Genomic DNA, 26269 nt, shown 5'->3' on the forward strand with positions numbered 1-26269 from the left:
CGCCCGAGATCCGTCCGGCCCGAGATCCGCCCCGGCACCCGATCCGTCCGGAACCCGACCAGCCCGGCTCCGAGGAGGCGGCGATGAGCGTCGACCACGAGATGGCCGCCGAGGACGATCCCGTGCCCGGCATCGCGGTCACCGCGGTCATCGTGGTCGGCTACGGGCTCGCCGCCGTCGTCCTCGTCGCCTGGTTCCTGTACGGCTGGCTGGTCCAGCGGCAGGGCTTCGTCGCCTCGGTCGGCGAGTCCGCCGGGGCGGGGTTCGCCCTGCTGCTGGCCGTCTCCGTGGTGGGCACCGTGCGGCGCAGCCGCCGCTGACCGGGCACGGTGCCTCGACCGGGGACGGTGTGCGGTCAGCCGTCCAGGACCGCCGCGGTGATCCGGTGCAGCGCGAAGGTGTGCAGCATCTCCGTCCGCTCGTCCTCGGCCCGCAGGTAGCCCGCACCGATCGACACCGGACGGAGCAGCCGCGACGCGGTCGCCCCATGCGCGTCGACGTACCCCACCCAGACCAGCGCCTTGTCCCGGACCGCCTGCTGGAGCACGGCGAGCGCGTCGCTGTGGCCGTGCGCCGGCGTCGGACCGGAGCGGGCCGCCCCGCCGCGCACCACCGCCGGGGCCCGCCGGGCCGCCCGCGCCGCCGCCTCGCCCCGGCGGATCTGCTCCACGACGCCCAGCAGCCGCGGCCCGGCCAGCTTCGGGGACGCCAGTGGGTCGACCGTCCGGGCGACCGGCGCCCGTCCCGGGGCCCGCCGGGTCTTCGGCCGGGCCAGCACCGCCGCGCCCGAGGCATCCTCCGGCACCGGGGCGTACCCGGCGTCGCGCAGCGCCATCAGCATCCGGTTCACCTGGTACGGGGTGGCCAGCACCGTCGGGGCCAGCCGGCGGAACGCCAGCGACTCCAGCCGCCGGTCGGCCAGCACCTCGGCGAGCAGCGCCTCGTCGTCGCTGCGCACGTACCCGCCGGCGGAGCCGACCCGCAGCCCGCCGTGCTTGCGGGCCACGTCGTCCACCAGGTACGTCAGCCCCTGCGGGACCGGGGTGCGGGAACGGCGACGGAACAGGGCGTGCAGGTCGTCGGCCGAGTACCCGGCGTCCAGGGCCCGGCGCACGCTCGCCGTGCTGACCCGGTGCACGCTCGCCCCGCCCGCCGACTCGTGCTCGGCCACCACCTCCAGCTCGCCGGCCAGCGCCGGGTCGGGCGGGCCGGGCACCACCACGGTCAGGTCCGCCTGCACCAGGAAGTGGTCGACGGGGGCGGGCAGCAGGGCGTCCAGCGCCCGCACCGCGGTGGACGCGGCGCCGTCCTCCGCGTCCGCGTGCAGCCCGAGCGGGTCGTCCGACCCCCGCTCGTCGGCGTCGGTCATGTCGGCCAGCAGCAGCCGCCCGTACGAGGTGAGCGCCCCCAGCCCGGTCACCCCGAGCCGGGCGGCCTCCGCCAGCACCTCCCGGTGCGCGGCCTCCCGGCCCCGGCTGCGCCGGGGTGCCCGCCAGTCGAGCAGCCCCAGCACCTCCTCCGGGGTCGGGGCGGTGGCCGGCTCCAGGTCGGTCAGCACCGACAGCACGGCCCGGCGGGCGGCGGGTGCACCGGCCCGTTCCGCCTCGGCCGAGAGCACGGAGATCGGCCGGTCCCGGTCGTCCCGCTGCCCGACCAGGCCGGCCTGCCGGGTCATCACCAGCCACGCCCGGGCCAGTTGGGCCCAGCGCTGGGCCAGCGACATGGCCCGCCACACCTCGTACCCGCCGGTGGGCAGGATCTGTTGGTCCGCGCCGTACCGGGTGGTCGCGGCCCCGGTCAGCTCCAGCTCGCCGGCCAGCCCGGCCGCGTACGCCACCTCCAGCAGCAGGGCGGCGGTCGGGTCGTCCACGCCGAGGGACTTGGCCAGCCGGCGCAGGTCACGCACCCCGACCCCGCCCGAGCGCAGCACCGGCGGCGGCTCGGCGGACAGCAGCTCCAGCAGCGCCTCGGTGTGCCGGACCACCTCCATGGTCTGCCCGGCCCCGGCCGAGTCGACGGCCTTCGCCTCGCGTGGCGTGGCGGACACCGGCGGGGGGCTGGTGCGCACCGGACCGAGTGGGCCGGTGTCCCGGCGCAGCAACAGGCCCACCTCGCGGGGCAGCTCCACGGTGCCGGCGGAGACCAGCACCAGCAGCCGGTTGTCCACCAGCCAGCGCACCGGCGAGCCGGTCGGCGCGCCGCCGTTCGTCGGATCGGGCGGGACGCTGTCCTCGGCGCCCAGCGGCGGAGCCTGGAGCGCGCCCGGGGGCACGCTGCCCACCGGCGGCCCGGCGGCCAGCCTGTCGAGGATCGCCCGGGCCGACGGCGGCGCGGCCAGCAGCGCGCGGCGCAGCTTCGCCGGGTCCGCGCAGAGGGCGGCCGTGCGCGGGTCCAGCTCCGCCGCCGGCCGGCCCAGCCCCGCCGGGTACGGCGAGACCTCGTCCACGCCGCCCACCACGCGGAGCGCGTGCTCCGGCCCGTACAACAGGAACAGTGCGCGCAGCTTGTTGACCGCGCCCCGGATGGTGGCCGGGGCCGGCGGGCGGGGGCCGGCGGTGGCCATGGCGAGCACCGCCTCCGTGGCGGTGGCGCCGTCGAGCGGGTCCCGGGTCAGCCGGGCCGCGTCGAGGACCTGGAGGGTGAACTGGTCCAGCCCGTCCAGGGCCCGGGCCACCGAGACCCGGGACTGGGCCCGGATCGCGAGCGCGGACACGTCGGCCGGCACGGGCACGACGAGGTCCGGCCGTAGCTGGAGCAGGGCGGCCAGGGACTCGTCGGGCAGCGTCCGCAGGTGGTCGGCGAGTGAGATGGTCATCGTCGTTCCACGCTAGCCCGCTTCGGGGCCCGCGCGCCCCTCGGACGTCCGGCTCGGCCGGTGATGGGCGGGTACGTTCTCGGGATGCCCCCTCTGACGGTCGGTTTCGACCTCGACATGACCCTGGTCGACTCGCGCCCCGGCATCGCCGCGACCTACCGGGCGCTCACCGCGCTCACCGGCATGCCCGTGGACGCCGACGCGGCGGTGTCCCGGCTCGGCCCGCCGCTGCGGGTGGAGATCGCCCGCTGGTTCCCGCCCGAGCGGGTCGAGTCGGCCGTCGAGGCGTACCGGGAGCTGTATCCGGCGTACGCGATCACCCCGACCCTGCCGATGCCCGGCGCGGTCGCGGCGATCGCGGCCGTGCACGCCCACGGTGGCCGGGTCCTGGTGGTCACCTCCAAGATCGGCCGGCTTGCCCGGCTGCACCTGGACCACCTCGGGCTGGCCGTGGACGAGCTGGCCGGCGACCTGTTCGCCGAGGAGAAGGCGACGGCGTTGCGCGAGCACGGTGCGACCCTGTACGTCGGTGACCACGTGGCCGACATGGTCGCCGCCGGGGCGGCCGACATCCCGGGCGTGGCCGTGGCCACCGGCCCCTGCCCGGCCGAGGAACTGCGCTCCGCCGGGGCTCACCTCGTGCTGGAAGACCTCACCGGATTCCCGGCGGCGCTCGACCGCATGATCCGGCTAGCCTTGCAGCAGTAGACGTCTCAAGTGAAGCAGGGGTTCTCAGGTGCCGACGGGTCGAGTGAAGTGGTATGACGCGGCCAAGGGATACGGGTTCGTCACCAGTGACGAGGGTGGCGACGTGTTCCTGCCCAAGGGCGCGCTACCGGCGGGCGTCACCGACCTCAAGGGTGGCCAACGGGTCGACTTCAGCGTGGTGGACAGCCGCCGGGGCGCCCAGGCGATGGGGGTCAAGCTGTTGGACGCTCCGCCCTCCATGGCGGAGCTGCGCCGCCGGCCGGCGGAGGAGCTACACGGCCTCGTCGAGGACATGATCAAGGTGCTGGAGGCGAAGGTGCAGCCGGACCTGCGGCGGGGCCGCTTCCCGGACAGGAAGACCGCGCAGAAGGTCGCTCAGCTCGTCCACGCGGTGGCGAGCGAGCTGGAGGTCTGAGGTACGAGCCCGGCGTCGGCAGCCCGGCCCAGCAGCGCCTCCACGGCGGCGAACCCCGCGTCCCCCAGGTCCGCGGTGAACTCGTTGACGTAGAGGGCGATGTGCCGGTCCACCACGCCGGGCTCCATCTCCTGGGCGTGCGCGAGCACGTACTCCCGGCTGGCATCCGGGTCGGCCCACGCCTGACGGACCGACTCGCGGATCCACCCGGCCGCCTCGACCGGGTCGACCACCCCCTTGCGGGCCAGGATCGCGCCGAGGGGGATCGGCAGCCCCGTCTCGCCCTCCCACCACTCGCCGAGGTCGACCAGAGCGGTCAGTCCGTGCCGGGGGTACGTGAACCGCGCCTCGTGGATCACCAAGCCGGCGTCGTACCGCCCGGCCGCCACCCCGGGCATGATCTCGTGGAACGGGACCACCTCGATGCGTGCGGGCGGCCGGTCGGCCGACCAGAGCCGGAACAGCAGGTACGCCGTGGTCCGGTCCCCGGGCACCGCGACCGTCGCACCGGCCAGGTCGGTACGGCCCGACCGTTCGGCCTGGTCGGCCCGTTCGGCCTGGTCGGCCCGGTCGCTGCGGGTCAGCACCAGCGGCCCGCAGCCTCGGCCGAGCGCGCCACCACAGGGCAGCAGGTGGTAGTCGTCCAGCAGCCAGGGCAGCGCCGCGTAGCTCACCTTCACCAGGTCGAACGCCCCCCGTTCGGCGGCGGTGTTGGTCACGTCCACGTCGGCGTACGTCACCTCGACCGGCGGGGCGCCGGGCACCCGGCCGTGCACCAGGGCGTCGAAGACGAACGTGTCGTTGGGGCAAGGCGAGATCGCCAGGGAGAGCGCCACGTCCCCACCGTATCCCCGCCCCCACCGCCGCGCCCCGGCCCGCCCCACCGCTGTGACCCGCCCCGCCCTGGCGAACGGCCCAGCAACTGCGGCCTCAGAGGGCTCCGGCCCTAGGGTCCCGCCTTCAGGTTTGCGCCTCCGAGCTTCCGGCCTCGGAGTTGCCCCTCCGGACCCCGTCCTGTCGGTCCGCTGCCGGCCCGGTGCGGCCTGGCCAGGCGCGGTACGGCGCGGTGCGGTGCGGTGCGGTGCGGCCCAGCGTGTTCCGGCGCGGCGCGGGCGCGGCGTGGTCCGGCGCGGCCCGGTCCGGCGCGGCGTGGTCCGTTGTGGTCCGGCGTAGTCCGGCGCGGTGCGGCGTGGTCCGGCGCGGTGCGGTGCGGTGCGGCCCGGCGTGGTCCGGGGCCCGGCGCGGCCCGGCCAGGCGCGGCGCGACGTGGCTCCCGCAGCGGAAGCGCACTCCTGCTGCCTATGGAGCTGATGTCGTCAACGACTCAGCCGGGTGGGCGACCAGCGCCCTGCCCGGGGCGGTGATGTCGTCAATGACTCAGCTCCAAAGCGTCCTCGGCAGAGGTCCTTTCCCCAGGCGGACGAGGTTATCCACAGGTTGTCCACAGTTGGGCGGGGTCTGTTGAGGGGCGGGCGGGACGACGGCAGCATCGGGATGTGGGCGGCTGGAGGAAGAACGTGGGCGACCTGAGGGACCCGATGAACCTGAAGGATCCAACGAAGCCAGGGGAGCCAAAGAAGCGAGGGGAACCAGGGGAGCCCAGGGAGCCTGAGAGGCCGAGAGAGCCTGAGGGGCCGAGAGAGCCTGAGGGGCCGGGGGAGCCTGAGAGACTGGGGGAGCCTGGGGAAGAGGAGCCGGTGGACCTGGGTGGCCTGCTCCGCGCATTGCGTCGGCGGGCGGACCTGAGCCAACGCGGGCTGGCCGAGAGGTCCGGGGTGCCTCAGGCGACGCTGGCGCGTATCGAGGCTGGGCGGGCGGCTGACCCGCGGTTCCGTACGGTGGAGCGGCTCGTGCGGGCGGCCGGTGGCCGGCTGGCGATCGGGGCGCCGGACGTCCACGGTCCCGACGGGCCGCCCGACGAGGTGGTGGCGGTGCCGGGGGTGCCGCACGACGGGATGCGGGACGAGGCGGGGCGGCGGTACCCGGCGCACCTGGACGTCTGGGAGGTGCACGACCCCAGGGACTGGCCGGGCGCCTGGTGGGCGGAGTGGTACAAGCTGCCACCGGAGCGGTTCCCGCGACCGGTGCCGGCTGCGACGTACGAGCTGAGCCGCCGCTACCGGGACCAGCGCCGGTGGGCCGACCGGATCCGCCGCGAGGTGGCGGTGCGCCAGGTCACCGACGAGGGCCTGCCCTCGACGTGCTGGCGGTTCGTGGCGGAGCTGCCCGACGGCCGGGTGCTCGGCGAGCTGCGGGCGCACGAACGCAGCCCTCGCCTGCTGTACGGCGACCTGATCGATGCCGGGGAACGGGAGATCGTGCTGGACGGGGTCCTGGTGACCGGGGCGTGTCGCCGGCTCGGCATCGGGCGGCGGCTGGTGGAGGCGCTCACCGCGGAGATGGACCGAACGGGGCTTCGCGTGGCGCACGCCGTCGCCGACTTCGGGGGCGTCGATCTGTTGCTGGCCTGCGGGTACCAGTTGGAGCCGAGCCGGCCCTATGCGCTTCGCCTCGACCGCTCGCCGCCCCGGTGGGCGTGCTGAGGGCCCTGACCCAGCCCAGCGTGGTCCCCTGATCCAGCCCAGCGCGGTCCCCTGATTCAGCGCAGCGCGGCGGTGGCCGCCGTGAGGGCGGCGAACGCCTCACGAAGCCGCCAGGAGGCGCGGTCGCGGGGGCCGATCGGGTTGGAGACGGTGCGCAGCTCGGCGAACGGCAGGCCGGCCTGGGCGGCGGCGACCGCCACCCCGTACCCCTCCATGGCCTCGGCCACCGCGTCCGGATGCCGGTTGGCCAGGGCTTCGGTGCCGGCTGCGGTGCCGGTCACCGTGCTGACGGTGAGCACCGCGCCCACGGTCGCCCCGGGCAGGGCGGCGCGTAGCGCGGCGAGTAGCCCCGGGTCGGCGGGCACGGTGCTGCCGCCGCCGAGCAACTCGGGCGGCATGCCCAACTCGTCCACTGGGATGAAGCCCTCGGGTGACTCGGCGCCGAGGTCCGCGGCGACGCTGCGGGTGGCGAGCACCGTTCCGCCGACCGGCACCCGCCCGACGAAGCCGCCGGCGATCCCCGCGCTGACCACCGCCCGGTACGGGCGGCCGGCGGCCTCGGCGAGCGCGAGCAGCCGGGCGGTGGCCGCCCCGGCGACGGCCGGTCCCACCCCGACCGGCACGACGGTGACCTCCGGACCCGGCGGCGTCGCCGGCGATCCGGCACGGCTCGGCGCGGGGGCCGGGAGGCCGGCGCGGACTGCCTCGGCCTCGGCCGGCACCGCGGTCACCACGAGCAGTGCCCCGGGGGTGGTCCGCGCGGCGGTCGAGCCGGTCACGACACCGGGCCCCGGGGCTCCCGGCGGGTCTCGTCGTCGGCCCCGCCCGGGCCGCCGGAGCCGGCGACGGCGGAGGAGGGCCGGTAGATGTGGTACCCGGGTGGAGCCAGGGCCGGGTCGTCGGCCGGATCGGCGTCGGGACCCCGGGCCGGGGCGGGTGAGGTCGGGGCTACGCCCGCCGCCGTGTCGTCGGCGTCGGGCGGGTCCGGAGTCGCCTCCTCGGCCAGCTCGTCGTCGCCGAGCGGGCGGCCGACCAGCCGCTCGTCGCGCAGCTTCCCGGCGACGTACGCGCCCCGGGCGGCGGCGAGCACGCCGACCCCGGCGGCGACGGCGATGCCGAGTCGCCCGTCGAACGGGACCAGGCCGAGGCCGCCGCCGGCCACGAAGGCCAGCATCAGCGCCGTCTCGGAGTGGGCGAACGAACTGGCCCGCAGCCGCTCCGGGATGCGCTCCTGGATGGAGGCGTCGACCGCCAGCTTCGACACCCCGCTGGCCAGCGCGGCGACCAGGCAGAGCAGGGCCACCATCGGCAGCGAGAACTGGATGGTGGCCAGGACGGCCGTGCCGGCCACGATGACCATGCTGCTGGACTGGATCGCGGTGGGTCGGTGGATGCGCAGCCGGGTGCCGACCGCCGTGGCCAGGAAGGTGCCCACCGCGAGCGCCCCGCCGACCAGGCCGAGCGCCACCTCCGCGCCCAGGTTCCGGCCGAAGAAGTCGGTGGTCAGGTCGCCCTTCTTCAGCGCGAACGCGAGGAAGAGCAGCAGGAAGCCGTACACCGCGCGGGGCAGGGCCGCGCCGATCAGGGTGGCGATGACGAGTCGGCCGGCCGGGCGACCGCGCCCCAGCGGGCGGTCCCCGGCGGCCCGCCGGCCGAGCGAGCGCAGCGGGCGGGGGACGCGCTCGGGTGGGTCCGAGTCCGCCCGGGGCGGCAGCCGCAGCGCGATCACCATGCCGACCAGGAAGATCACCGAGGCGACCCGGAGCGGCCACTGCGGGCCGAACCAGAACGCGGCCAGCCCGATCGGGGCGACCAGCCCGCCGGCCACGGTGCCGTAGACGCTGGCCCGCGCGCCCACCTGGGACAGCCCGAGCCCCTCCGGCAGCAGCCGGGGCACCGCCGCCGAGCGGGCCACCCCGTACGCCCGGGAGAGTGCGAGCACCCCGAAGGCCGCCGGGTAGAGGCCGAAGCCGTTCATGTGGTCGGAGATCATCCAGGCGAGGAAGGCCCGGCCGAGCATGGTGGCGGCGAGCGCGTACCGCCGGCCGTGCCGGAAGTGGTCCAGCAGCGGGCCGACCACCGGCGCGAGCATGGCGAACGGCACCATCGTGACCAGCAGGTACAGCGCCACCTTGCTGCGCGCCTCGCCCAGCGGCACCTCGAAGAAGATCGTGCCGGCGAGCCCGATCGCGATCAGGGTGTCCCCCGCGCAGGAGACCGCGTGCAGGTCGAACAGGCGCACCATGCCGACCTCGCCGCCGGCGCCCCTGGTCCGGGCCGAGCCGGCCCGGCGGGTCATCCAGCGCCCGCCCCGCGCGGAGCCGCGCAGGAGCAGGCGGACGGCGCGGATGCCGGTGCCGACGGTCCGCCCGAGTAGGGACCGCTCGGAGCGGGAGAACAACGGCATGTGCACCATCCTCGCCCATGCACCCCACCCCCGCGCCACCACCACCGGAGAACACGCTCCGGGGAGTGCCTGTCGGTCGTTGCCGCGCATGGGGGACAATGGTCGGGTGACCAGGCCCGCCTCCGCCCGTGCCGCCCGCCTCGACCAGGTCTGCGCCGCCGCCGTCGAGGTGGCCCGCGACGCAATCACCGAGGTGGAGCCCTCCGACATCGGCGATCACCTCCAGGCCGTCGCCGAGGCCGACCGGCTCGTCACCCACTACTTCGAGTGCCGGCTGCCCGGTTACCGGGGCTGGCGGTGGGCGGTGACGGTGACCCGGGTGCCGCGCAGCCGCAAGGTCACCATCTGCGAGACGGTCCTGCTGCCCGGCCCGGATGCGCTGCTCGCCCCCGGCTGGCTGCCGTGGCAGGAGCGGCTCAAGCCGGGCGACCTCGGCCCCGGCGACCTGCTGCCCACTCCGCCGGACGACGAGCGGCTCGTTCCTGGGTACGTGCTCTCCGACGACCCGGCCGTCGACGAGACCGCCTGGGAGTTCGGCCTCGGCCGGCCCCGGGTGCTCTCCCGCGAGGGACGCGCCGAGGCCGCCCAGCGCTGGTACGACGGCGACCACGGGCCCGCCGCGCCGATCTCCACGGCCGCCCCGGCCGCCGCCCGCTGCGGCACCTGCGGCTTCTACCTGCCGCTGGCCGGCGCGCTGCGGCAGGTCTTCGGCGCGTGCGGCAACTTCTACGCCCCGGACGACGGCCGGGTGGTCAGCGCCGACCACGGCTGCGGCGCGCACTCGGAGACCCTGGTCGAGACGCCCGACAGCCCGGTCGACGAACTGCCAACGGTGTACGACGACAGCGCGGTCGAGGCGATGTCGGTGAGCCGGGCCCCGGGCTCGGTGGAGGCGGCGGAGCCGGCCGAGCCGTACGGCCACCCCTGACCGGTCGGCGTCAGCGGCCGGCGTCCTCCGGCCGGACGGCCTGAGCCGTCGCACGGCGGCGACGCCGGTTGGCGTCGTGGCGCATCATCACCGCGAGACCGGGAAAGCCCCAGAGGAATCCGGCCAGGCAGGTCCAGAGCCAGTCCTGACGGCCGTGCTCGGTGAGCCAGTTCCGGAAGAAGATCAGCAGCACCAGACCGGCCACCGCCCAGACCGCCAGCCCGGCGACCGCGAACGGCACCATCGGCGGGTCGAGCGGCTCGGGTCGCGGCGGTTGCTCCTGTCGCACGGGGGCAAGCGTACGCGATCAACTTTTGCAGGTGGCCGGTGATCTGCGACGATGCGCGCGACACACGGAAGATCACCTGCGAGGACCTGATGGCGATTGCGCCGCCGTACAAGAGCAATGCACCCGATCCCGGCCACCCCCGTAACGGTTTCGACCGGTTCTTCGAGATCACCGCTCGGGGCTCGACGCCGAGCCGTGAGGTCCGTGGTGGTCTGGCGACCTTCTTCACGATGGCGTACATCGTGGTGCTCAACCCGCTGATCCTCGGCGGCGCCGTCGACGGCGACGGCAAGAAGCTGGCCATCCCCGCGCTGGCCGCCGCCACCGCGCTGGTCGCCGGCCTGATGACCATCCTGATGGGGGTCGTCGGCCGGTTCCCGATCGCGCTGGCCGCCGGCCTGGGCGTGAACGCGCTGGTCGCGTACGAGATCGCCCCGCAGATGACCTGGGCCGACGCGATGGGCCTGGTGGTGATCGAGGGTGTGCTCATCGCGATCCTGGTGCTCACCGGCCTGCGTACGGCGGTGTTCCGCTCGGTGCCCACCCAGCTGAAGACCGCGATCGGCGTCGGCATCGGCCTCTTCCTGACCATCATCGGCCTGGTCGACGCCGGCTTCGTCCGTCGGATCCCGGACGTGGCGAACACCACCGTCCCGGTCGGGCTCGGCATCAACGGCAAGATCGTTAGCTGGCCGATGGCGGTCTTCGTGGTGGGCCTGCTGATCACCCTGGTGCTGGTGGTCCGCCGAGTCCGGGGCGCGATCCTGATCGGGATCCTCGCCACGACCGTGCTGGCGATCATCGTGGAGGCGGTGGCCAAGGTCGGCCCGTCCTTCGTCAACGGCAAGCCCAACCCGCACGGCTGGTCCCTGAACGTGCCGGAGCTGCCGAACAAGATCGTGGATGTCCCCGACCTGTCGTTGCTGGGCAACTTCAACGTGCTGAACTCCTGGAGCCGGGTCGGCTGGCTGGTCCCGCTGATGTTCGTCTTCACCCTGCTGATCACGGACTTCTTCGACACCATGGGCACCATGGTCGCGATCGGCCAGGAGGGGGACATGCTCGACGAGCGGGGCACCCCGCCGCGGGCCAAGGAGATCCTGCTGGTCGACTCGATCGCCGCGGCGGCGGGTGGCGCGGCGAGCGTCTCCAGCAACACGTCGTACATCGAGAGTGCCGCCGGTGTGGCGGAGGGCGCCCGGACCGGCGTGGCCAACCTGGTCACCGGCGGACTGTTCCTGCTCGCGATGTTCCTCGCGCCGCTGTCCCTGGTGGTGCCGTTCGAGGCGGCGTCCACGGCGCTGGTGGTGGTCGGCTTCCTGATGATGACCGCGGTGCGGACCATCGACTGGACCGACTACGAGATCGCCATCCCGGCGTTCCTCACCATCGCCCTGATGCCGTTCACGTACTCGATCTCCAACGGCATCGGCGCGGGCGTCATCTCCTTCGTCGTGCTCAAGCTGGCGAAGGGTAAGGCCCGGGAGGTCCACCCCCTGCTGTACGGGGTGGCCGCGCTATTCGTGCTGTACTTCCTGCGCGGGCCGATCGAGTCCGCCGTGCTCTGACGACCCGTCGTGGTCGGCCGGGCCGGGGCATCCGAATCGGGCACCCCGGCCCTTCGGACATGAACTCCCTGGTGAGCATGGTCATATCGGATGTCCTTAGCCAGGCTTATTAGCTAGGCTAACTAACGTGACGGAGCGGACGGTGACGGCGAAACGCGTGCCACCGGCGCAGCTGGCCCCCCAGTTGCGTGATGCGATCACCCGGCTCAACCGACGGGTCCGACAGGCCCGCCCGGTGGGCGACCTGACGGTCACCCAGCTCAGCGCGCTCACCAGCCTCCGGCTGGCGGGCGCACTGACGCCCAGGGAACTGGCCGACGTCGAACGGGTGCAACCGCCGACGATGACCAAGATCGTCGGAAAGTTGGAGGAGCGCGGCCTCGTGCGGCGCACTCCCCACCCGACCGACGGTCGACAGGTCATCCTCTCGGCGACCGAGGGGGGACGGGCCGTGCTCGAACAGTTCGAGCGGGCCCGTAACGAGTGGCTGGCCCACCGGCTGGCCGAGCTCACCGAGTCCGACCGGGAGACGCTGCGGCAGGCCGCCGAGATCCTTCAGCAGCTCGCCCGCGCCTGACCTCGTCCCGCGCCACCGCGCCCGCGCCGTCCGCCGTCGATGACGCGTACGACCGAGGGAGGCGCTTTCAGGGTGCAGGCCAAGCTGAGCACGATGTTCCAGTCACTGCAGGTCCGTAACTACCGGCTCTTCGCGTCCGGGCAGCTGATCAAACTGATCGGCGTCTGGATGATGTTCATCGCCCAGGACTGGCTCGTCCTTCAGCTCTCGGACGACTCCGCCACCGCGCTCGGTGTCGTCACCGCACTCCAGTTCGCCCCGGTGCTGCTGCTCACCCTGATCTCCGGGCGGCTCGCCGACCGGTACGACAAGCGCCTGCTGCTGTTCGTCGCGAACGTGTTCTGGACGGTGCTGGCGTTCGGGATGAGCCTGCTGGTGTTCACCGGCCTGGTGGAACTCTGGCACGTCTTCGTCTTCGCCGCCCTGCTCGGCGTCTCGAACGCGGTGGAGACCCCGGTGCGGCAGGCGTTCGTCTCCGAACTCGTCGGCACCCCGCTGCTGCCCAACGCGTTGTCGCTCAACTCCGCCGTGTTCAACTCGGCCCGGATCGTCGGCCCGGCCGTGGCCGGCCTGGCCATCGCCGTCGTGGACGTCGGCCCGGTGTTCCTGTTCACCGCGGTCAGCTCGCTGGCCCCGCTGGCCAACGTGGTCCGGATGCGCCCCGCCGAGCTGTACCGCAAGGACCTGCTGCCGGTCGGCGAGCGGGACTCCGCCCGGGTGGTCGACGGGCTGCGGTACGTCGCCCGCCGCCCCGACCTGCTGCTGCCGATGGCGGTGATGTCGGTGATCGGGATGAGCCTGTTCAACTTCCAGCTCACCCTGGCCGCGCTGGCCAAGACCGTGTTCAAGACCGGGGCCGCCTCGTTCGGCCTGTTCAGCACCGCCCTGGCCGTCGGCGCGCTGGTCGGTGCGCTGGCTGGAACCGGGCGGCGCAGCCGCCCCTCGGTCTGGGTGGTGCTCGGCGCGGCGGTCGGCTGTGCCGTCTTCGGCACCCTGGTCGGGCTCGCCCCGGCGTACTGGCTGGTGGTGACGCTGCTGCTGCCCGCCGGGTTCTTCATGGTGTTCTTCGCGCAGGCCGCCAACCAGCGGGTTCAGCTCGGCACCGACGCCGCGTTCCGGGGCCGGGTCATGGCGCTGTGGGTGTTCGTCTTCCTCGGCACCAACCCGGTCGGCGCCCCGCTGATCGGGTGGGTGGCCGAGACCTTCGGCGCCGGGGCGAGCATCTGGATCGGCGGGCTGATCTCGCTGGCCACCGCGCTGCTGGCGCTCGTCTGGCAGCTACGCCGCTCGGGTGCCCGGCTGCGCCTGCGGATGCTCCCGATGCCCCGCTTCTACGTCGTCTCCCCGGAGTGACGGAAGGTCCCCTTTCGGCCGCCTCGGGCGGGCCGGGGGCCTTCCGGCGGGCGGGAAAAAATCGACGGGCCTGGATGTCAAGATTCCGGTAGCGGTCCGGAGCGCGGGGGCTTAGCGTCGATGCGTGGAGGTAGGCCGCGCAGTGCCCCTTGCCCTGGCGATCCTTGCTGTCGCGAGTCTGCCGGCCGCCTTCGCGCTGCTCTTCTGCGCCGACGAGATCATCGACCGGGTCGTCTGCGGGTACGCCGAGTGGCGTGAACGCCGCCGGGAACGCCGCACCATCGCCCGGCTGGACCGGGCCGTCGAGGCCGACTCGCTCACCCGGGACATCGACCTCACCGAGTTCGACCGGGCCGACCGCCGGTCCCTCCAGGAGATCGCCGCCGGCCTGCGCCGCTTCGCGCAGCACCGGGTCAACCCGGGTGGCCGGGCCGTGGTCTGGCACGCCGCGGTGGTCGACGCGTACGACGAGCACCTGCGGGCGGCCTGCCGGTGCCTGGGGCTCACCGAGCACCTGGGCGAGCTGGAGGGCGTCGATCGGCAGATCGAGCGGGTCCGGGTCGAGGGGATGCTGCACGCCGCCGGGCTGACCCTGCCGGCCGCCCGCGCCCCGCACCGCCAGCGGCACCACTGAACGGCGTACCAGGATGCGGTTGTTCGTCGCGGTCTACCCGCCGGCTGCGGCGGTCGCCGACCTGACCGCGCAGGTGGCCCGGCTGCGGATCGGCCGGATGGCGACGTCCGGCACCGATGTCCGGCTGGCCGACCCCGCCGACGCGCACCTCACCCTCGCCTTCCTCGGTGAGGTGGACGCGGGCCGGCTGACCGACGTGGAGAGCGCGCTCGGCATCGCCGCCGAGACGTTCCGGGGCGGCCGGGCCGGCTCACCGGTGCTACGGCTCGGCGGCGGGGGCAGCTTCGGCCAGGGCCGGTTCACGGTGCTCTGGGTGGACGTGCGCGGCGAGGTCGACGCGCTCGGCGTCCTGGCCCGGCTGGTCCGGATCGGGCTGCGCCGGGGCCGGCTGCCGCACGACGAGAAGCCGTTCCGCCCGCACCTGACCATCGCCCGGCCCGGCGACCGGGTCGACGGCGCCGACGTGGCCGCCGACCGGGAGGCCCTGCACGACTACCTGGGGCCGCCGTGGCCGGCCACCGAGCTGGTGCTGGTCCGCAGTCACCAGGGCCCCCGACCGACACACGACCGGCTGGCCGCCTGGCCGATCTAGGTGCCCCGCGCCCTGCCGGCGACGGGGCGGCGGGGCACGCCGCCCCACGTCGCCGGTCAGCGGGTGGTCACCAGGCCCAGGCCTCCGGGCCCGGGCCGCCCCTGCCCACCGGCGGGAACAACTCGTCGAGCCGGGCCAGCGCCGCCTCGTCGAGCCGCACGTCGAGCGCGCCCAGCGACCGGTCGAGCTGGTCGAGGGTGCGCGGCCCGATGATCGGGGCGGTCACCCCTGGCCGGGAGAGCAGCCAGCCGAGCGCCACGTCCGCCGGGTCGTGGCCCAGGTCGGCGCAGAACTTCTCGTACGCCTCGATCGCCGGCCGGTGCTCCGCCAGGCCCTCGGCGGCCCGGCCGCTGGTGCCCCGGGCGGCCCCGCCCTCGGCCATCTTGCGCAGCACGCCGGACAGCAGCCCGCCGTGCAGCGGCGACCAGGGGATGATGCCGAGGCCGTAATGCTGGGCGGCCGGGATCACCTCCAACTCGACGTGGCGGGTCAGCAGGTTGTAGATCGACTGTTCGGAGACGAGGCCGAGGAAGTGGCGCCGGTCCGCCGCCGCCTGCGCCTGGCCGATGTGCCAACCGGCGAAGTTGGACGATCCGACGTAGACGACCCTGCCCTGGGCGACCAGGGTCTCCATCGCCTGCCAGATCTCCTCCCACGGGGTGGCCCGGGAGACGTGGTGCATCTGGTACAGGTCGATGACGTCGGTCTGGAGCCGGCGCAGCGAGTCCTCGCAGGCCCGTACGATGTGCCGGGCCGACAGGCCCTGCTCGTTGGGCCACTCGCCCATCTTGCCGTAGACCTTGGTGGCCAGGACGACCTTCTCCCGCCGGCCGTCGCCCTGGGCGAGCCAGCGGCCGATGATCTGCTCGGTGATCCCCTCGCCGGTCTGCCAGCCGTACACGTTGGCGGTGTCGAAGAAGTTGATGCCGTGTTCCAGCGCCCGGTCCATGATGGCGAAGCTGTCCGGCTCGCTGGTCTGCGGCCCGAAGTTCATGGTGCCGAGGCAGAGCCGGCTCACCGACAGACCGGTGCGTCCCAGGTTCGTGTACTCCATGCCGCCCACCCTGCCACGGTGGCACTTCGAGTGCCTCGCCGTTGGCCGGGCGGGTGCGGGGCACGCCGCCCGGCGAACGGGTGGGTCAGGAGGACTCGCGGGCCGCCGGGCCGCTGCCGAACAGGACGTCGTCCCAGCTCGGCAGCCGCTTGCGTGGCTTGCCGGAGGAGTCGGTCGCCTCGGTCCCGCCGGCCGCCGCGGCGGCGGCGCCCGTGCGGCGCGGCCGGAGCACCGCCAGCGAGGGCACGGCCGGGATCTCCTTCGGGGCGTCGGAGTCGTCGTCGAACGCCGAGCCCTGGCCGCCGCCGAGCAGGGCCGCTGCCCCGCCGCCGACCGGCCGCTGCCGGGGTGCCTCGGGCCCGGCCAGCGCCGCCGGCGTGCGCGGCTCCAGGCTGCGCCCGGACGTCGAGCCGAGCGGGCGGTCCAGCGAGGCGAGCAGGGCGTCCCGCCCCGCGCGGATCGGGTCCCGCCCCGGGCGGCCGTGTTCGCCGGCCGCCGCGGGCAGCCCGTGCCCGCCTCGGCCCGGCTCGGCGCGCGACGGGCCGGGCAGCGCGTGGCCGCCCCGCTCCGGCGCCGGCTCCTGCCCGAGGATCGGGGTGGGGCGCTCGGCGCACAGGTACTGCGCCATGTCGTCGTGCGGGGTGACGTGCTGCCGGGTCTTGTCGAGGTCCCACACCGCCTGGGCGGTGGCCTTGCCGGACGGCCAGGTTGCGATGATCCGCCAGGTGCCGTCGTCGCGGCGGTACGCGTCCCAGGAGATCTTCTCGGTGTCGATACCGTGCTGGGCCAACCGGCCGTTGACCACGTCGGCCAGCGGGGTCGGCTTGTCGGCGCCCTTCAGGCGGCTGCGCCGGGCATGTTGGGCGAGCATCGCCCGCTCCTGGAGCACGGGGCCGGCGTAGCGCAGCACCCGGTCGACCGGGACGCCGGCGATGCGGGCCACGTCCTCGGCGGACTCGCCGGAGCGGATCTTGGCCTGGATGTCGCGCGGGGACAGCGACGGCACCAGGTCGGCGGAGGACGGCACCACGGCGAGCGGTGGCGCGCCCGGCTCGGCGTGCAGGGCGCCGGCGATGCGCTCGTCGATGGGCAGGGCGAGCAGGCGCCCGACCTCGTCGGCGAGCACCAGAGCCTGGCCGTCCTCGGAGAGGGCGACGAAGCGTACTGGGCGCATGAGCGTTTGCCTCCGTCCCGCTTCGCTGGCCGCACGCCACGAGTCGGCCACCCGGGCGTCTCGCACCACGGTACGCCCATCCGCCACCAGGTGGGGGATCCGACACCCGCATGTCGTGGATGAGCTGCGAAGATGATCACACTGGGTGGCCGCTGGCGTTCCGGCGACCACCCAGCGTGACGATGCCTAGAGTCGCTCGACGACGTAGTCGATCGAGGCGGTCAGCGCCTCCACGTCGGCCGGCTCGACCGCCGGGTAGAGCGCGATGCGGAGCTGGTTGCGGCCCAGCTTCCGGTACGGCTCGGTGTCGACGATCCCGTTGGCCCGCAGCGCCCTGGCGATCGCCGTCGCGTCCACCCCGTCGGCGAAGTCGACGGTGGCGACCACGTTGGAGCGCAGCGCCGGGTCGGTGACGAACGGGGTCGCCACGGCCGAGCGCTCGGCCCAGCCGTACACGATGCCGGCGCTCTCGGCCGTGCGCTTGGCCGCCCAGGCCAGCCCGCCCTGCTCGTTCATCCAGTCGGTCTGCTCGGCGGCCAGGAAAATGGTGGCCAGGGCCGGGGTGTTGTACGTCTGCTCCAGCCGCGAGTTGTCGATCGCGGTGACCAGGTCGAGGAACGCCGGAATGTACCGGCCCGACGCCTTGATCTCGCCTGCCCGCTCCAGCGCGGCCGGCGACATCAGGGCCAGCCAGAGGCCGCCGTCGGAGGCGAAGCACTTCTGCGGGGCGAAGTAGTAGACGTCGGTCTCGGTGACGTCGACGGCCAGGCCGCCGGCGGCGGAGGTGGCGTCGACCAGCAGCAGCGCACCCTCGTCGGCACCGGCCACCCGGCTGACCGGCACCGCGACGCCGGTCGACGTCTCGTTCTGCGGGAGGCCGTACGCGTCCACCCCGGCCTCGGCGACCAGCGTCGGGGCGCTGCCCGGCTCCGACTTGCGCACGGTCGGCTCGCCGAGGAACGGCGCCTGGCTGACCGACTTGGCGAACTTCGCGCCGAACTCGCCGAAGCTGGCGAACTGGGCCCGGTCCCGGATCAGGCCGAATGCCGCGACCTCCCAGAACGCCGTGGTGCCGCCGTTGCCGAGGACGACCTCGTAGCCCTCCGGCAGGGAGTAGAACTCGGCGATGCCGCGCCGCAGCCGGGCGACCTGGTCCCGGACGGTCTTCTGCCGGTGCGAGGTACCCAGGAAGCCGGTCGCCGCGTCGGCGAGGGCGGAGACGGCCGCCGGACGGACCTTGGACGGCCCGCAGCCGAACCGCCCGTCGGCGGGCTTGATGTCGTCGGGAATCCGGATGGTCGGTGCGTCAGCCACGGTTGTCGAGATCCTTCCGCATGGGCGGGGGCCGGTCTGGTGGGCGGGAGCGGACCGCCGGCCGCGTGCGCGGGCGCACGGGCGGTCGGGATCCGAGCCTGGTCCGGCGGCACTGCCGAGCCCCCATCCTCGCACCCGGGCCGCCCCGGAGACCCCGTGGTCCCGCCGCCTGGGCTGAGGCGTGTGACACATCGGCGTGGTCGACCGGCCGGCCCGCCCCCGGACACGCGGAGGGGCCCCGCCGACCGGCGGGGCCCCTTCCGTGGTTGGCGCTGACGGGCTGGACGGGCGTCGCGCACCCAGGTGGTGGCGGGCGTCGGGGGACGCCCGGCTCAGACGCCGTGCGGGATGGCGTCCCAGCCCTCGACCTCCTGCGGCTTGCGGGTGCCCGGGCCGACGTAGGTGGCCGACGGGCGGACCAGCCGCTGGAGCCGCTTCTGCTCCAGGATGTGCGCGCTCCAGCCGCCCATTCGGGCGCAGGTGAACATCGAGGTGAACATGTGCGCCGGCACCTCGGCGAAGTCCAGCACCACGGCCGACCAGAACTCGACGTTGGTGGCGAGCACCCGGTCCGGGCGGCGGGCCTGGAGCTCGGCCAGGGCGGCCTTCTCCAGCGCCTCGGCGATCTCGAAGCGCGGCGCGCCCAGCTCCTTGGCGGTGCGGCGGAGCACCCGGGCGCGCGGGTCCTCGGCCCGGTAGACCCGGTGGCCGAAGCCCATCAGCCGCTCGCCCCGGTCCAGGACGCCCTTGACGTACCCCTCGGCGTCACCGCTGCGCTCGACGGCCTCCAGCATGGAGAGCACCCGGGAGGGGGCGCCGCCGTGCAGCGGGCCGGAGAGGGCGCCGATGCCGGAGGAGATGCAGGCCGCGGCGTCCGCGCCGGTGGAGGCGACGATCCGGGCGGTGAACGTGGAGGCGTTCAGGCCGTGCTCGGCGGCCGAGATGAAGTACGCGTCCACGGCCTTGACGTGCCGCGGGTCGGGCTCGCCGCGCCAGCGCTTCATGAAGCGCTCGACGATCGTCTCGGCCTTGTCGATTTCCTTCTGCGGCACGGCTGGCAGGCCCAGGCCGCGGGCGGACTGGGCGACGAAGGAGAGCGCGGTCACCGAGACCCGCGCCAGGTCCTCGCGGGCCTGCTCGTCGGAGATGTCCAGTAGCTGGCTGAGCCCCCAGTACGGGGCGAGCATGGCGACGGCGGACTGCACGTCGACCCGGATGTCGCCGGAGTGCACCGGCACCGGGAACGGCTCGGCCGGCGGCAGCCCCGGCCCGAAGCGCCCGTCGACCAGCAGCGCCCAGACGTTGCCGAAGGAGACCTGGCCGATCAGATCCTCGATGTCCACGCCGCGATAGCGCAGCGAGCCCCCAGCCCTGTCCGGCTCGGCGATCTGGGTCTCGAAGGCTACGACGCCTTCCAGCCCGGGTTTGAAGTCGGCCATGTCGTTCTCTCCTGGATCTGCTCGATGCGCCCGCCCGGGCTCATCCGGCCCGGCCGGTCGAGCGCCTTAGGCGATCCTCAGGGACGTGTTCGTGACATCTTGCCTGCTGAGTAACCGACTGCGCGACCCAGTGCGACTGTGCTGCACGCCTCATCCCCGCCGGTGGACATCCGGTCGGCCTCGGTGAGACTTGGCGGTGCGGGCTGGCCTGGGGTGCGGATGCGGACGGCCCGGCGAGGGGGAGACTGACTGTGACGGGTGACACACCCGGGCCGGCGGGGATGCGTAACGAGTACGCCGCCGACCTGGGCCTTTCCGAGGCGGACCTGGCGGCCGACTGGCACAGCCAGTTCGCCCGCTGGTTCGCCGACGCGGTGGCCGCCCGGCTGCCCGAGCCGAACGCCATGGTGCTCGGCACCGCCGACGCCGCGGGCCGGCCCAGCGGGCGCACCGTCCTGCTCAAGCGGTACGACGCGGCGGGCTTCGTCCTCTTCACCAACCACGGCTCCCGCAAGGGCGTCGAGGCGCTGGCCAACCCGTACGCCAGCCTGGTCTTCCCGTGGTTCGGGATGCAGCGGCAGGTGGTGGTCGCCGGGCAGATCGAGCCGGTGGACCGGGCCGAGACCGAGGCGTACTTCGCCAGCCGGCCGCGCGGCTCCCAGCTCGGCGCCTGGGCCAGCGCCCAGTCCCGGCTGATCCCCGACCGGGCCGCGCTGGACGCCGGCCACCGGGCGGCGGCCGAGCGCTTCGCCGGGGTGGAGCCGATCCCCACCCCGCCGTACTGGGGCGGGCTGCGGGTGCGCCCGACGACGGTCGAGTTCTGGCAGGGCCGGTCCAGCCGGCTGCACGACCGGCTGCGGTTCCGCCGCACCGGACCCGCCCCGGGGACGGCCGGCGACGGGGGCTGGGTGGTGGAGCGGCTGGCCCCGTGACCGCCGTCAAGGAGACCCGGCCGCGCGGGGCGCGCCGCTGGGCGATCGACCTGCGGCCCCTCGGCGTGCCCGCGTACCGGCGGGTGTGGCTCGGCAACGGCGTGGCCATGTTCGGCTTCCAGTTCACCGCGGTCGCGGTTCCGGTGGAGATGTACGCGCTGACCGGCGGCTCGTTCTGGGTCGGCCTGCTCGGCATCGCCGGGTTCCTGCCGCTGCTGGTCTTCGGGCTGTGGGGCGGGGCGGTCGCCGACGTCCTGGACCGCCGCCGGGTGCTGCTCGTCGGCGGGGCGCTGCTCTGGGCGTCGACGCTCGCGCTGCTGGTCCAGGCCCTGCTGCGGGTGGGCAGCCCGGTGCTGCTGCTGGCCCTGGTGGCGGTGCAGTCCACCGCGTTCGCGGTCACCTCGCCGACCCGCAGCGCGATCCTGCCCCGGCTGGTGCCGACGGAGCTGGTGGCGGCGGCCAGCACGCTCAACTTCACCACCCACACCGCCACCTCGGTCTTCGGGCCGCTGGTCGCCGGCCTGATCTTCGCCGCCGGGGGCACCGGCCTCGGCCTGCCGGTGGCGTACGCGGTGGACGCCCTGCTCTTCACCGTCTCGCTGTGGGCCACCTTCCGGCTGCCGGCGCTGCCCCCGGAGCCCGACCCGGACGGCTCCGCCGCGCCGCGCCGGGCGGGGCTGGCCAGCATCGTGGACGGCTTCCGCTACCTGGCCGCGACCCCGGTGCTGCTGCTCTCCTTCGTCATCGACCTGATCGCGATGGTGCTGGCGATGCCCCGGGCACTCTTCCCCCAGGTGGCCCAGGAACGGTTCGGCGGCGGCGCGGCGGTCGGCTGGCTCTACAGCGCGATCGCCATCGGCTCGATGCTCGGCGGGCTGACCTCCGGCTGGATCGGCCGGCTCCGCCGGCAGGGGCTGGCGCTGGTCCTCGCCGTGGTCGGCTGGGGGGTGGCCATCGCCGCCGCCGGGCTGGCCCGCCAGCTCTGGCTGGTGGTCGGGCTGCTCGCCCTGGCCGGCGCGGCCGACCTGATCAGCGCGGTGCTGCGGCAGACGATGCTGCTGGTGCACGCGCCGGACCGGATGCGCGGCCGGCTCCAGGGCGTGAACACGGTGGTCGTCGCGGGCGGGCCCCGCCTCGGCGACCTGCGCGCGGGGGCGACGGCCGCCGGGTTCGGCACCGGCGTCGCCTGGGTCGGCGGCGGCCTGGCCGCGGCGGCGCTGGCGGTGCTGCTGGTGGCGGTCTTCCCGGCCCTGCTCCGCTACCGGGCCGCCACACCGCGTACGCAGGAGTGAACGACTAAGGTCACCGGCATGCAGAACGCCGCGACCCCCCCGCCGTCAGGCGCACAGTGGACCATTTCCGCCGCCGGCCACGAGGCCGTCATCGTGGAGGTGGGCGGTGGCCTGCGGACCTATCGGCACGACGGGGTCGACTACCTCGACGGGTACGCCCTCGACGAGGTCTGCCCCGGCGGGGCCGGGCAGGTGCTGGCCCCGTGGCCGAACCGGATCCGCGACGGGCAGTACTCCTTCGGGGAGCGGTCCCTGCAGCTCACGCTGACCGAGCCGACCCGGCACAACGCCATCCACGGCCTGGTCAACTGGGTGCGGTGGCACCTGGTCGCGCAGGCCGACGACGCGGTGACGGTCGGCTACGACCTGCCGCCGCAACCCGGCTACCCGTGGGGGCTGCGGTTGCGCACCCGGTACGCCGTGGGCCCGGACGGTCTGCTCGTCGAGCACGAGGTGACCAACGTCGGCGACGGGCCCTGCCCGTTCGGCTTCTCGACGCACCCTTACCTGCGGCTGCCCGGGGTGGCGGTCGACGACATCTCGCTCAGGGTGCCCGGACGGACCCGGGTGCTGCTGGACGGGCGGCTGTTGCCGGTCGGGGCGACGCCGGTCGCCGGCACCGAGTACGACTACACCAGCCCGCGGCGGATCGGCGAGGCGGTGCTCGACGCGACGTTCGGCGAGGTGGTCCGGGACGCCGACGGCGGCTCCTCGGTGACCCTGGCCGCCCCGGACGACGCCGCCACGGTGCGGATCTGGGCGGACCGGGAGTTCGGCTGGTGGCAGGTCTTCACCGGGGACACCCTCAGCGGGGAGCGGCACCGGCGCTCGGTGGCCGTCGAGCCGATGACCTGCCCGCCGGACGCGTTCCGCTCGGGCAAGGACGTGATCACGCTGGAGCCGGGGGACACCTGGCGGGGCGCCTGGGGCATCCGCCCCGGGGCCTGACCGGCCGGGCGCGAGGGAGCGGCATGGAGTTCGCCGAGGTCGTCCGGCGGCGCCGGATGGTGCGCAACTACGACCCGGACCGCCCGGTCCCGCCCGAGGTGGTGGAGCGGCTGCTCGACCACGCGGTCCGGGCCCCGTCGGCCGGGTTCGCCCAGGGCTGGGGGTTCCTGGTGCTGGAGACGCCGGAGGACCGGGAGCGGTTCTGGGCGGCGACCACCCCGGACGGCGGCGGGCGGGAACGGTGGCTGGCCGGGATGCGGCGGGCGCCGCTGATCGTCGTGCCGCACGCCAACCGTTCGGCCTATCTGGAGCGGTACGCCGAGCCGGACAAGGGGTGGGCGGACCGGTCGACCGAGCGGTGGCCGGTGCCGTACTGGCACGTCGACGCCGGCTTCGCCGCCCTGCTGATGCTGCTCACCGCAGTGGACGAGGGGTTGGGCGCGTGCTTCTTCGGCATCTCGCCGCAGCGCACCGCCGCGTACCGGCAGGCGTTCGGGGTGCCGGAGGAGTACCAGCCGATCGGGGCGCTCACCGTCGGCTATCGGGCGCCGGACCACCGGTCGCCGTCCCTGCGCCGGGGACGTCGCCCGGTCGACGAGGTGGTCCGCCGGGGCCGCTGGAGCTGACCGGTCCGCCGGGTCCGGCGGCGGCGAATGCGACATGAGGGAGTAAAACGCGGTGTGCATCGGGCGGCTACGCTGGCACGGTCATCGGTGCCGCGTCGCGCGGCGCCACACCGTGATGCGACCCCGTGCGGGTGGGTCGGCCCGGTCAGGGGAGGAGAGCGTGCCGTCGTGATCTTCAGAGCGGTCCGGGACGGGCGTCCCTACCCGGAGCACAATCTGACGCTCAAGCAGTGGGCGGAGATCCCGCCGCGCCCGCTGCGACTGGACCAGTTGATCACCACCAAGCGTGAGCTGGCGCTGGACAAGCTGCTCGCCGAGGACTCGACCTTCTACGGCGACCTGTTCCCGCACGTGGTGCAGTGGAACGGCGGGCTGTACCTGGAGGACGGGCTGCACCGCGCGTTGCGCGCCGCCCTCCAGCAGCGCAACCAGATCCACGCCCGGGTGCTGGTGCTCTCCGGCCAGGCCGACTGACGGGCGTCGGCGGCGCGCGCCTGAGGGGTCGTTAGGGTGGCAGCCATGAGCCCCGTCTCGCCGTTCGACCTGCTGGACCTGGACTCCCTCCTCGACGACGAGGAGCGGCAGATCCGGGCCGTCGTGCGCCGGCTCGTCGACGACCGGGTCCGCCCGCAGGTCGCCGACTGGTACGAACAGGGCCACGTGCCGGTCCGGGAACTGGCCCGCGAGTTCGGCAGGCTCGGCCTGCTCGGCATGCACCTGACCGGGTACGGCTGCGCCGGCTCGTCGGCCGTCGCGTACGGGCTGGCCTGCCTGGAACTGGAGGCCGGCGACTCCGGCGTCCGGTCGCTGGTCTCCGTGCAGGGCTCGCTGGCCATGTACGCGATCTGGCGCTACGGCAGCGACGAGCAGAAGCGGCGCTGGCTGCCGGCGATGGCCGCGGGCGAGGCGATCGGGTGTTTCGGGCTGACCGAGCCCGACCACGGCTCCGACCCGGCGTCGATGGCCACCCGGGCCCGCCGCGACGGCGACGACTGGGTGCTGCACGGCGGCAAGATGTGGATCACCAACGCGCCGGTCGCCGACGTCGCGGTGATCTGGGCCCGCGCGGACGAGGGAGTGCGCGGTTTCGCCGTACCGATGGACATACCCGGGGTGTCGGTGCGCGAGATCCGGCGCAAGATGTCGCTGCGCGCCTCCGTGACCGGCGAGATCGCCCTGGCCGACGTCCGGCTCCCGGCGGACGCCCTGCTGCCCGGGGCCGCCGGGCTCAAGGCCCCGCTGAGCTGCCTCACCGAGGCCCGGCACGGCATCGTCTGGGGCGCGCTCGGCGCGGCCCGCGACTGCCTGGAGACGGCCCTGTCGTACGCGACCACCCGCACCCAGTTCGGCCGGCCGCTGGCCGGGTTCCAGCTCACCCAGGCCAAGCTCGCCGACATGGCGGTCGAGTGGCAGAAGGGTGTCCTGCTGGCGCTGCACCTGGGGCGGCTCGCCGACGCCGGGAGGCTGCGCCCCGAGCAGGTCAGCGTGGGGAAGCTGAACAACGTCCGGGAGGCGCTGGCCATCGCCCGGCAGTGCCGCACCATCCTCGGCGCGAACGGGGTCTCCGGCGAGTACCCGGTCATGCGGCACGCGAACAATCTGGAGAGCGTGCTCACCTACGAGGGCACCTCGGAGATCCACCAGCTCGTCATCGGGCAGCGGCTCACCGGGCTCTCCGCGTTCGCCTGACCGCCGCGCCCGTCGCCCGGCCGGCGCACCTGCGGTGCGCGTACCGCGGCGGACGAGTGACCGGGCCTGTTCCGCGCGGACTGCCCCGACCCACTGTCGCACGGCCGAGGCAGTCGGAGGAATGGTCGGCCGCCCTACGGGAAGGCGAGGTACCAGCGCTCGTTGTGGGGGGGCGTGGTGTTGCAGGGGAATTGCAGCATTTCGGCATTGTTCGACGTGCTGGCACCGGTGATGGTGAGGCAGAGTCCGCTGTGGACGTTGCGGATTTGGTATTCCCGGTTACCGGTTACGTCCACGAACGTCCATCGGCGTGCCGGGTTCGTGTCACAGTTGTATTGCACGATCTTCAGGTCGACTGCGGTGCCGCCCCCCTCGGGGGTCAGGCACTTTCCGCCGAGCACGTTGATGATCTGGTAGACGCTCGTGCCGGTCACGTCCACGAGCACCCAGCGGCGTGACAGGTCGGCGTCACAGTTGTACTGCACCAGGATGGCGTTGTTGGACGTGACGCCGCCGGCCGGGGTCAGGCACTTCGCGCTGTGCGAGCTGATCAGGAAGTACGGGCCGATCGGGCTGGTCGACTGGCTGGAGACATCGCTTTTCGGGGCGGGTACGGCACCGGCGGGCTGAGACGGCCTCGCCATCGCGGGTGGGGCGAGGGCGGCCACCATGATGGCGACCAGTGCGGTGGATATCTTGACGACGGAACGGATCATTCTCTCTCCCTACGGGTGTGTGGCGGAGATGCTGGACGAAGGGAGTGTGACATGCGTCGATATTTGGAGTCGTGGGCTGTCGTGAAGACGACTCCGCGAAGAATGGGAAGCGGTTCTTGACCGCCACCCGGCTACTACGACGCAAGAGCCGAAGGCAAACGCCGCAATGTGCCCTCAGCTTCCTCGCCCGACGCCGCTACGACGTCCTTATGCCATGCCCCGCGACAAGAACCCCTGCCATCCCCACGCCCAACCG

At 74.1% G+C, this 26269-nt stretch carries 26 protein-coding genes; 16 read left to right on the forward strand and 10 right to left on the reverse strand.

Annotated features, from left to right (window positions below):
* The first annotated feature begins 83 nt into the window (after window positions 1-83).
* Entirely contained in the window at window positions 84-320 is a 237-nt protein-coding gene (locus tag C5N14_RS14255) for a hypothetical protein (RefSeq protein ID WP_117668566.1), read from the forward strand.
* Window positions 321-355: 35 nt separating this feature from the next.
* Here C5N14_RS14255 and C5N14_RS14260 read toward each other — a convergent pair whose 3' ends face one another.
* Window positions 356-2815 carry a helicase-associated domain-containing protein gene (locus C5N14_RS14260; protein WP_117668567.1) on the reverse strand — a complete coding sequence of 820 codons (2460 nt, stop codon included), beginning with the start codon at window positions 2813-2815 and terminating at the stop codon, window positions 356-358.
* A gap of 84 nt (window positions 2816-2899) precedes the next feature.
* On the opposite strand from C5N14_RS14260, the gene C5N14_RS14265 reads away from it, so the two are divergent.
* Together C5N14_RS14265 and C5N14_RS14270 are read left to right on the forward strand one after the other, a co-directional pair.
* Window positions 2900-3523, forward strand: coding sequence for an HAD family hydrolase (locus C5N14_RS14265; RefSeq protein WP_117668606.1), 624 nt, complete (start codon window positions 2900-2902; stop codon window positions 3521-3523).
* Window positions 3524-3551: 28 nt separating this feature from the next.
* Complete coding sequence (locus C5N14_RS14270; RefSeq protein WP_091244711.1) at window positions 3552-3938, forward strand: cold-shock protein; 387 nt, start codon at window positions 3552-3554, stop codon at window positions 3936-3938.
* On the opposite strand, the gene C5N14_RS14275 is transcribed toward C5N14_RS14270, so the two are convergent.
* Entirely contained in the window at window positions 3899-4774 is an 876-nt protein-coding gene (locus C5N14_RS14275; protein ID WP_117668568.1) for a 1,4-dihydroxy-6-naphthoate synthase, read from the reverse strand. The genes C5N14_RS14270 and C5N14_RS14275 overlap by 40 nt on opposite strands.
* Before the next feature lie 861 nt (window positions 4775-5635).
* Between C5N14_RS14275 and C5N14_RS14285 the strand changes: the two genes are divergently transcribed.
* A complete protein-coding gene (locus tag C5N14_RS14285; protein WP_243639585.1) occupies window positions 5636-6481 on the forward strand; it encodes a helix-turn-helix transcriptional regulator in 846 nt (281 codons plus the stop codon).
* A 56-nt stretch (window positions 6482-6537) separates the two neighbouring features.
* Here C5N14_RS14285 and C5N14_RS14290 read toward each other — a convergent pair whose 3' ends face one another.
* Together C5N14_RS14290 and C5N14_RS14295 are read right to left on the reverse strand one after the other, a co-directional pair.
* Complete coding sequence (locus C5N14_RS14290) at window positions 6538-7221, reverse strand: futalosine hydrolase (RefSeq protein WP_117668607.1); 684 nt, start codon at window positions 7219-7221, stop codon at window positions 6538-6540.
* A 35-nt stretch (window positions 7222-7256) separates the two neighbouring features.
* The gene (locus C5N14_RS14295; RefSeq protein WP_117668570.1) at window positions 7257-8888 is read right to left on the reverse strand and encodes an MFS transporter; all 1632 of its coding nucleotides are present in this window, start codon (window positions 8886-8888) and stop codon (window positions 7257-7259) included.
* Here C5N14_RS14295 and C5N14_RS14300 point away from each other — a divergent pair.
* Entirely contained in the window at window positions 8887-9816 is a 930-nt protein-coding gene (locus C5N14_RS14300) for a DUF3027 domain-containing protein (protein ID WP_371685842.1), read from the forward strand. The genes C5N14_RS14295 and C5N14_RS14300 overlap by 2 nt on opposite strands.
* Window positions 9817-9826: 10 nt before the next feature.
* Here the strand turns inward: C5N14_RS14300 and C5N14_RS14305 are convergent, their stop codons facing one another.
* Window positions 9827-10105, reverse strand: coding sequence for a DUF2530 domain-containing protein (locus C5N14_RS14305; protein ID WP_117668572.1), 279 nt, complete (start codon window positions 10103-10105; stop codon window positions 9827-9829).
* Window positions 10106-10194: 89 nt separating this feature from the next.
* On the opposite strand from C5N14_RS14305, the gene C5N14_RS14310 reads away from it, so the two are divergent.
* The 5 genes from C5N14_RS14310 to thpR all read left to right on the forward strand — a co-directional run bounded on the left by C5N14_RS14310 (window position 10195) and on the right by thpR (window position 14829).
* Entirely contained in the window at window positions 10195-11673 is a 1479-nt protein-coding gene (locus tag C5N14_RS14310; RefSeq protein WP_117668609.1) for an NCS2 family permease, read from the forward strand.
* A 127-nt stretch (window positions 11674-11800) separates the two neighbouring features.
* A complete protein-coding gene (locus C5N14_RS14315; RefSeq protein ID WP_207892733.1) occupies window positions 11801-12250 on the forward strand; it encodes a MarR family winged helix-turn-helix transcriptional regulator in 450 nt (149 codons plus the stop codon).
* Window positions 12251-12322: 72 nt separating this feature from the next.
* Entirely contained in the window at window positions 12323-13603 is a 1281-nt protein-coding gene (locus C5N14_RS14320; RefSeq protein ID WP_117668574.1) for an MFS transporter, read from the forward strand.
* A 124-nt stretch (window positions 13604-13727) separates the two neighbouring features.
* Window positions 13728-14237 carry a hypothetical protein gene (locus C5N14_RS14325; RefSeq protein WP_117668575.1) on the forward strand — a complete coding sequence of 170 codons (510 nt, stop codon included), beginning with the start codon at window positions 13728-13730 and terminating at the stop codon, window positions 14235-14237.
* 13 nt (window positions 14238-14250) lie between these two features.
* Window positions 14251-14829, forward strand: coding sequence for an RNA 2',3'-cyclic phosphodiesterase (gene thpR / locus C5N14_RS14330; RefSeq protein WP_117668576.1), 579 nt, complete (start codon window positions 14251-14253; stop codon window positions 14827-14829).
* Between the two features lie 67 nt (window positions 14830-14896).
* Here the strand turns inward: thpR and C5N14_RS14335 are convergent, their stop codons facing one another.
* The 4 genes from C5N14_RS14335 to C5N14_RS14350 all read right to left on the reverse strand — a co-directional run bounded on the left by C5N14_RS14335 (window position 14897) and on the right by C5N14_RS14350 (window position 19810).
* On the reverse strand, window positions 14897-15883 hold the full coding sequence (locus C5N14_RS14335; RefSeq protein WP_117668610.1) for an aldo/keto reductase: 987 nt from the start codon (window positions 15881-15883) through the stop codon (window positions 14897-14899).
* 85 nt (window positions 15884-15968) lie between these two features.
* Window positions 15969-17057, reverse strand: coding sequence for a septation protein SepH (gene sepH, locus C5N14_RS14340; RefSeq protein WP_117668577.1), 1089 nt, complete (start codon window positions 17055-17057; stop codon window positions 15969-15971).
* A gap of 186 nt (window positions 17058-17243) precedes the next feature.
* On the reverse strand, window positions 17244-18371 hold the full coding sequence (gene serC, locus C5N14_RS14345; RefSeq protein ID WP_117668578.1) for a phosphoserine transaminase: 1128 nt from the start codon (window positions 18369-18371) through the stop codon (window positions 17244-17246).
* Window positions 18372-18703: 332 nt separating this feature from the next.
* Window positions 18704-19810 (reverse strand): citrate synthase 2, encoded by a 1107-nt coding sequence (locus tag C5N14_RS14350; RefSeq protein ID WP_117668579.1) that lies wholly within the window; start codon window positions 19808-19810, stop codon window positions 18704-18706.
* Window positions 19811-20055: 245 nt separating this feature from the next.
* Between C5N14_RS14350 and pdxH the strand changes: the two genes are divergently transcribed.
* The 6 genes from pdxH to C5N14_RS14380 all read left to right on the forward strand — a co-directional run bounded on the left by pdxH (window position 20056) and on the right by C5N14_RS14380 (window position 25297).
* Complete coding sequence (pdxH, locus tag C5N14_RS14355) at window positions 20056-20742, forward strand: pyridoxamine 5'-phosphate oxidase (protein ID WP_165878111.1); 687 nt, start codon at window positions 20056-20058, stop codon at window positions 20740-20742.
* Entirely contained in the window at window positions 20739-22034 is a 1296-nt protein-coding gene (locus tag C5N14_RS14360; protein WP_117668581.1) for an MFS transporter, read from the forward strand. Before pdxH ends, C5N14_RS14360 begins: the two co-directional genes overlap by 4 nt.
* Window positions 22035-22052: 18 nt before the next feature.
* The gene (locus C5N14_RS14365) at window positions 22053-22982 is read left to right on the forward strand and encodes an aldose 1-epimerase family protein (protein WP_117668582.1); all 930 of its coding nucleotides are present in this window, start codon (window positions 22053-22055) and stop codon (window positions 22980-22982) included.
* A 23-nt stretch (window positions 22983-23005) separates the two neighbouring features.
* Window positions 23006-23608 carry a nitroreductase family protein gene (locus C5N14_RS14370; protein ID WP_117668583.1) on the forward strand — a complete coding sequence of 201 codons (603 nt, stop codon included), beginning with the start codon at window positions 23006-23008 and terminating at the stop codon, window positions 23606-23608.
* A 168-nt stretch (window positions 23609-23776) separates the two neighbouring features.
* The gene (locus tag C5N14_RS14375; protein WP_117668584.1) at window positions 23777-24082 is read left to right on the forward strand and encodes a type II toxin-antitoxin system VapB family antitoxin; all 306 of its coding nucleotides are present in this window, start codon (window positions 23777-23779) and stop codon (window positions 24080-24082) included.
* Window positions 24083-24127: 45 nt separating this feature from the next.
* On the forward strand, window positions 24128-25297 hold the full coding sequence (locus tag C5N14_RS14380; RefSeq protein WP_117668585.1) for an acyl-CoA dehydrogenase family protein: 1170 nt from the start codon (window positions 24128-24130) through the stop codon (window positions 25295-25297).
* A gap of 134 nt (window positions 25298-25431) precedes the next feature.
* Here C5N14_RS14380 and C5N14_RS14385 read toward each other — a convergent pair whose 3' ends face one another.
* The gene (locus tag C5N14_RS14385) at window positions 25432-26013 is read right to left on the reverse strand and encodes an RICIN domain-containing protein (protein ID WP_117668586.1); all 582 of its coding nucleotides are present in this window, start codon (window positions 26011-26013) and stop codon (window positions 25432-25434) included.
* Window positions 26014-26269 lie beyond the last annotated feature (256 nt).

It is taken from the genome of Micromonospora sp. MW-13 (genome assembly GCF_003434305.1).
Taxonomy (GTDB): domain Bacteria; phylum Actinomycetota; class Actinomycetes; order Mycobacteriales; family Micromonosporaceae; genus Micromonospora.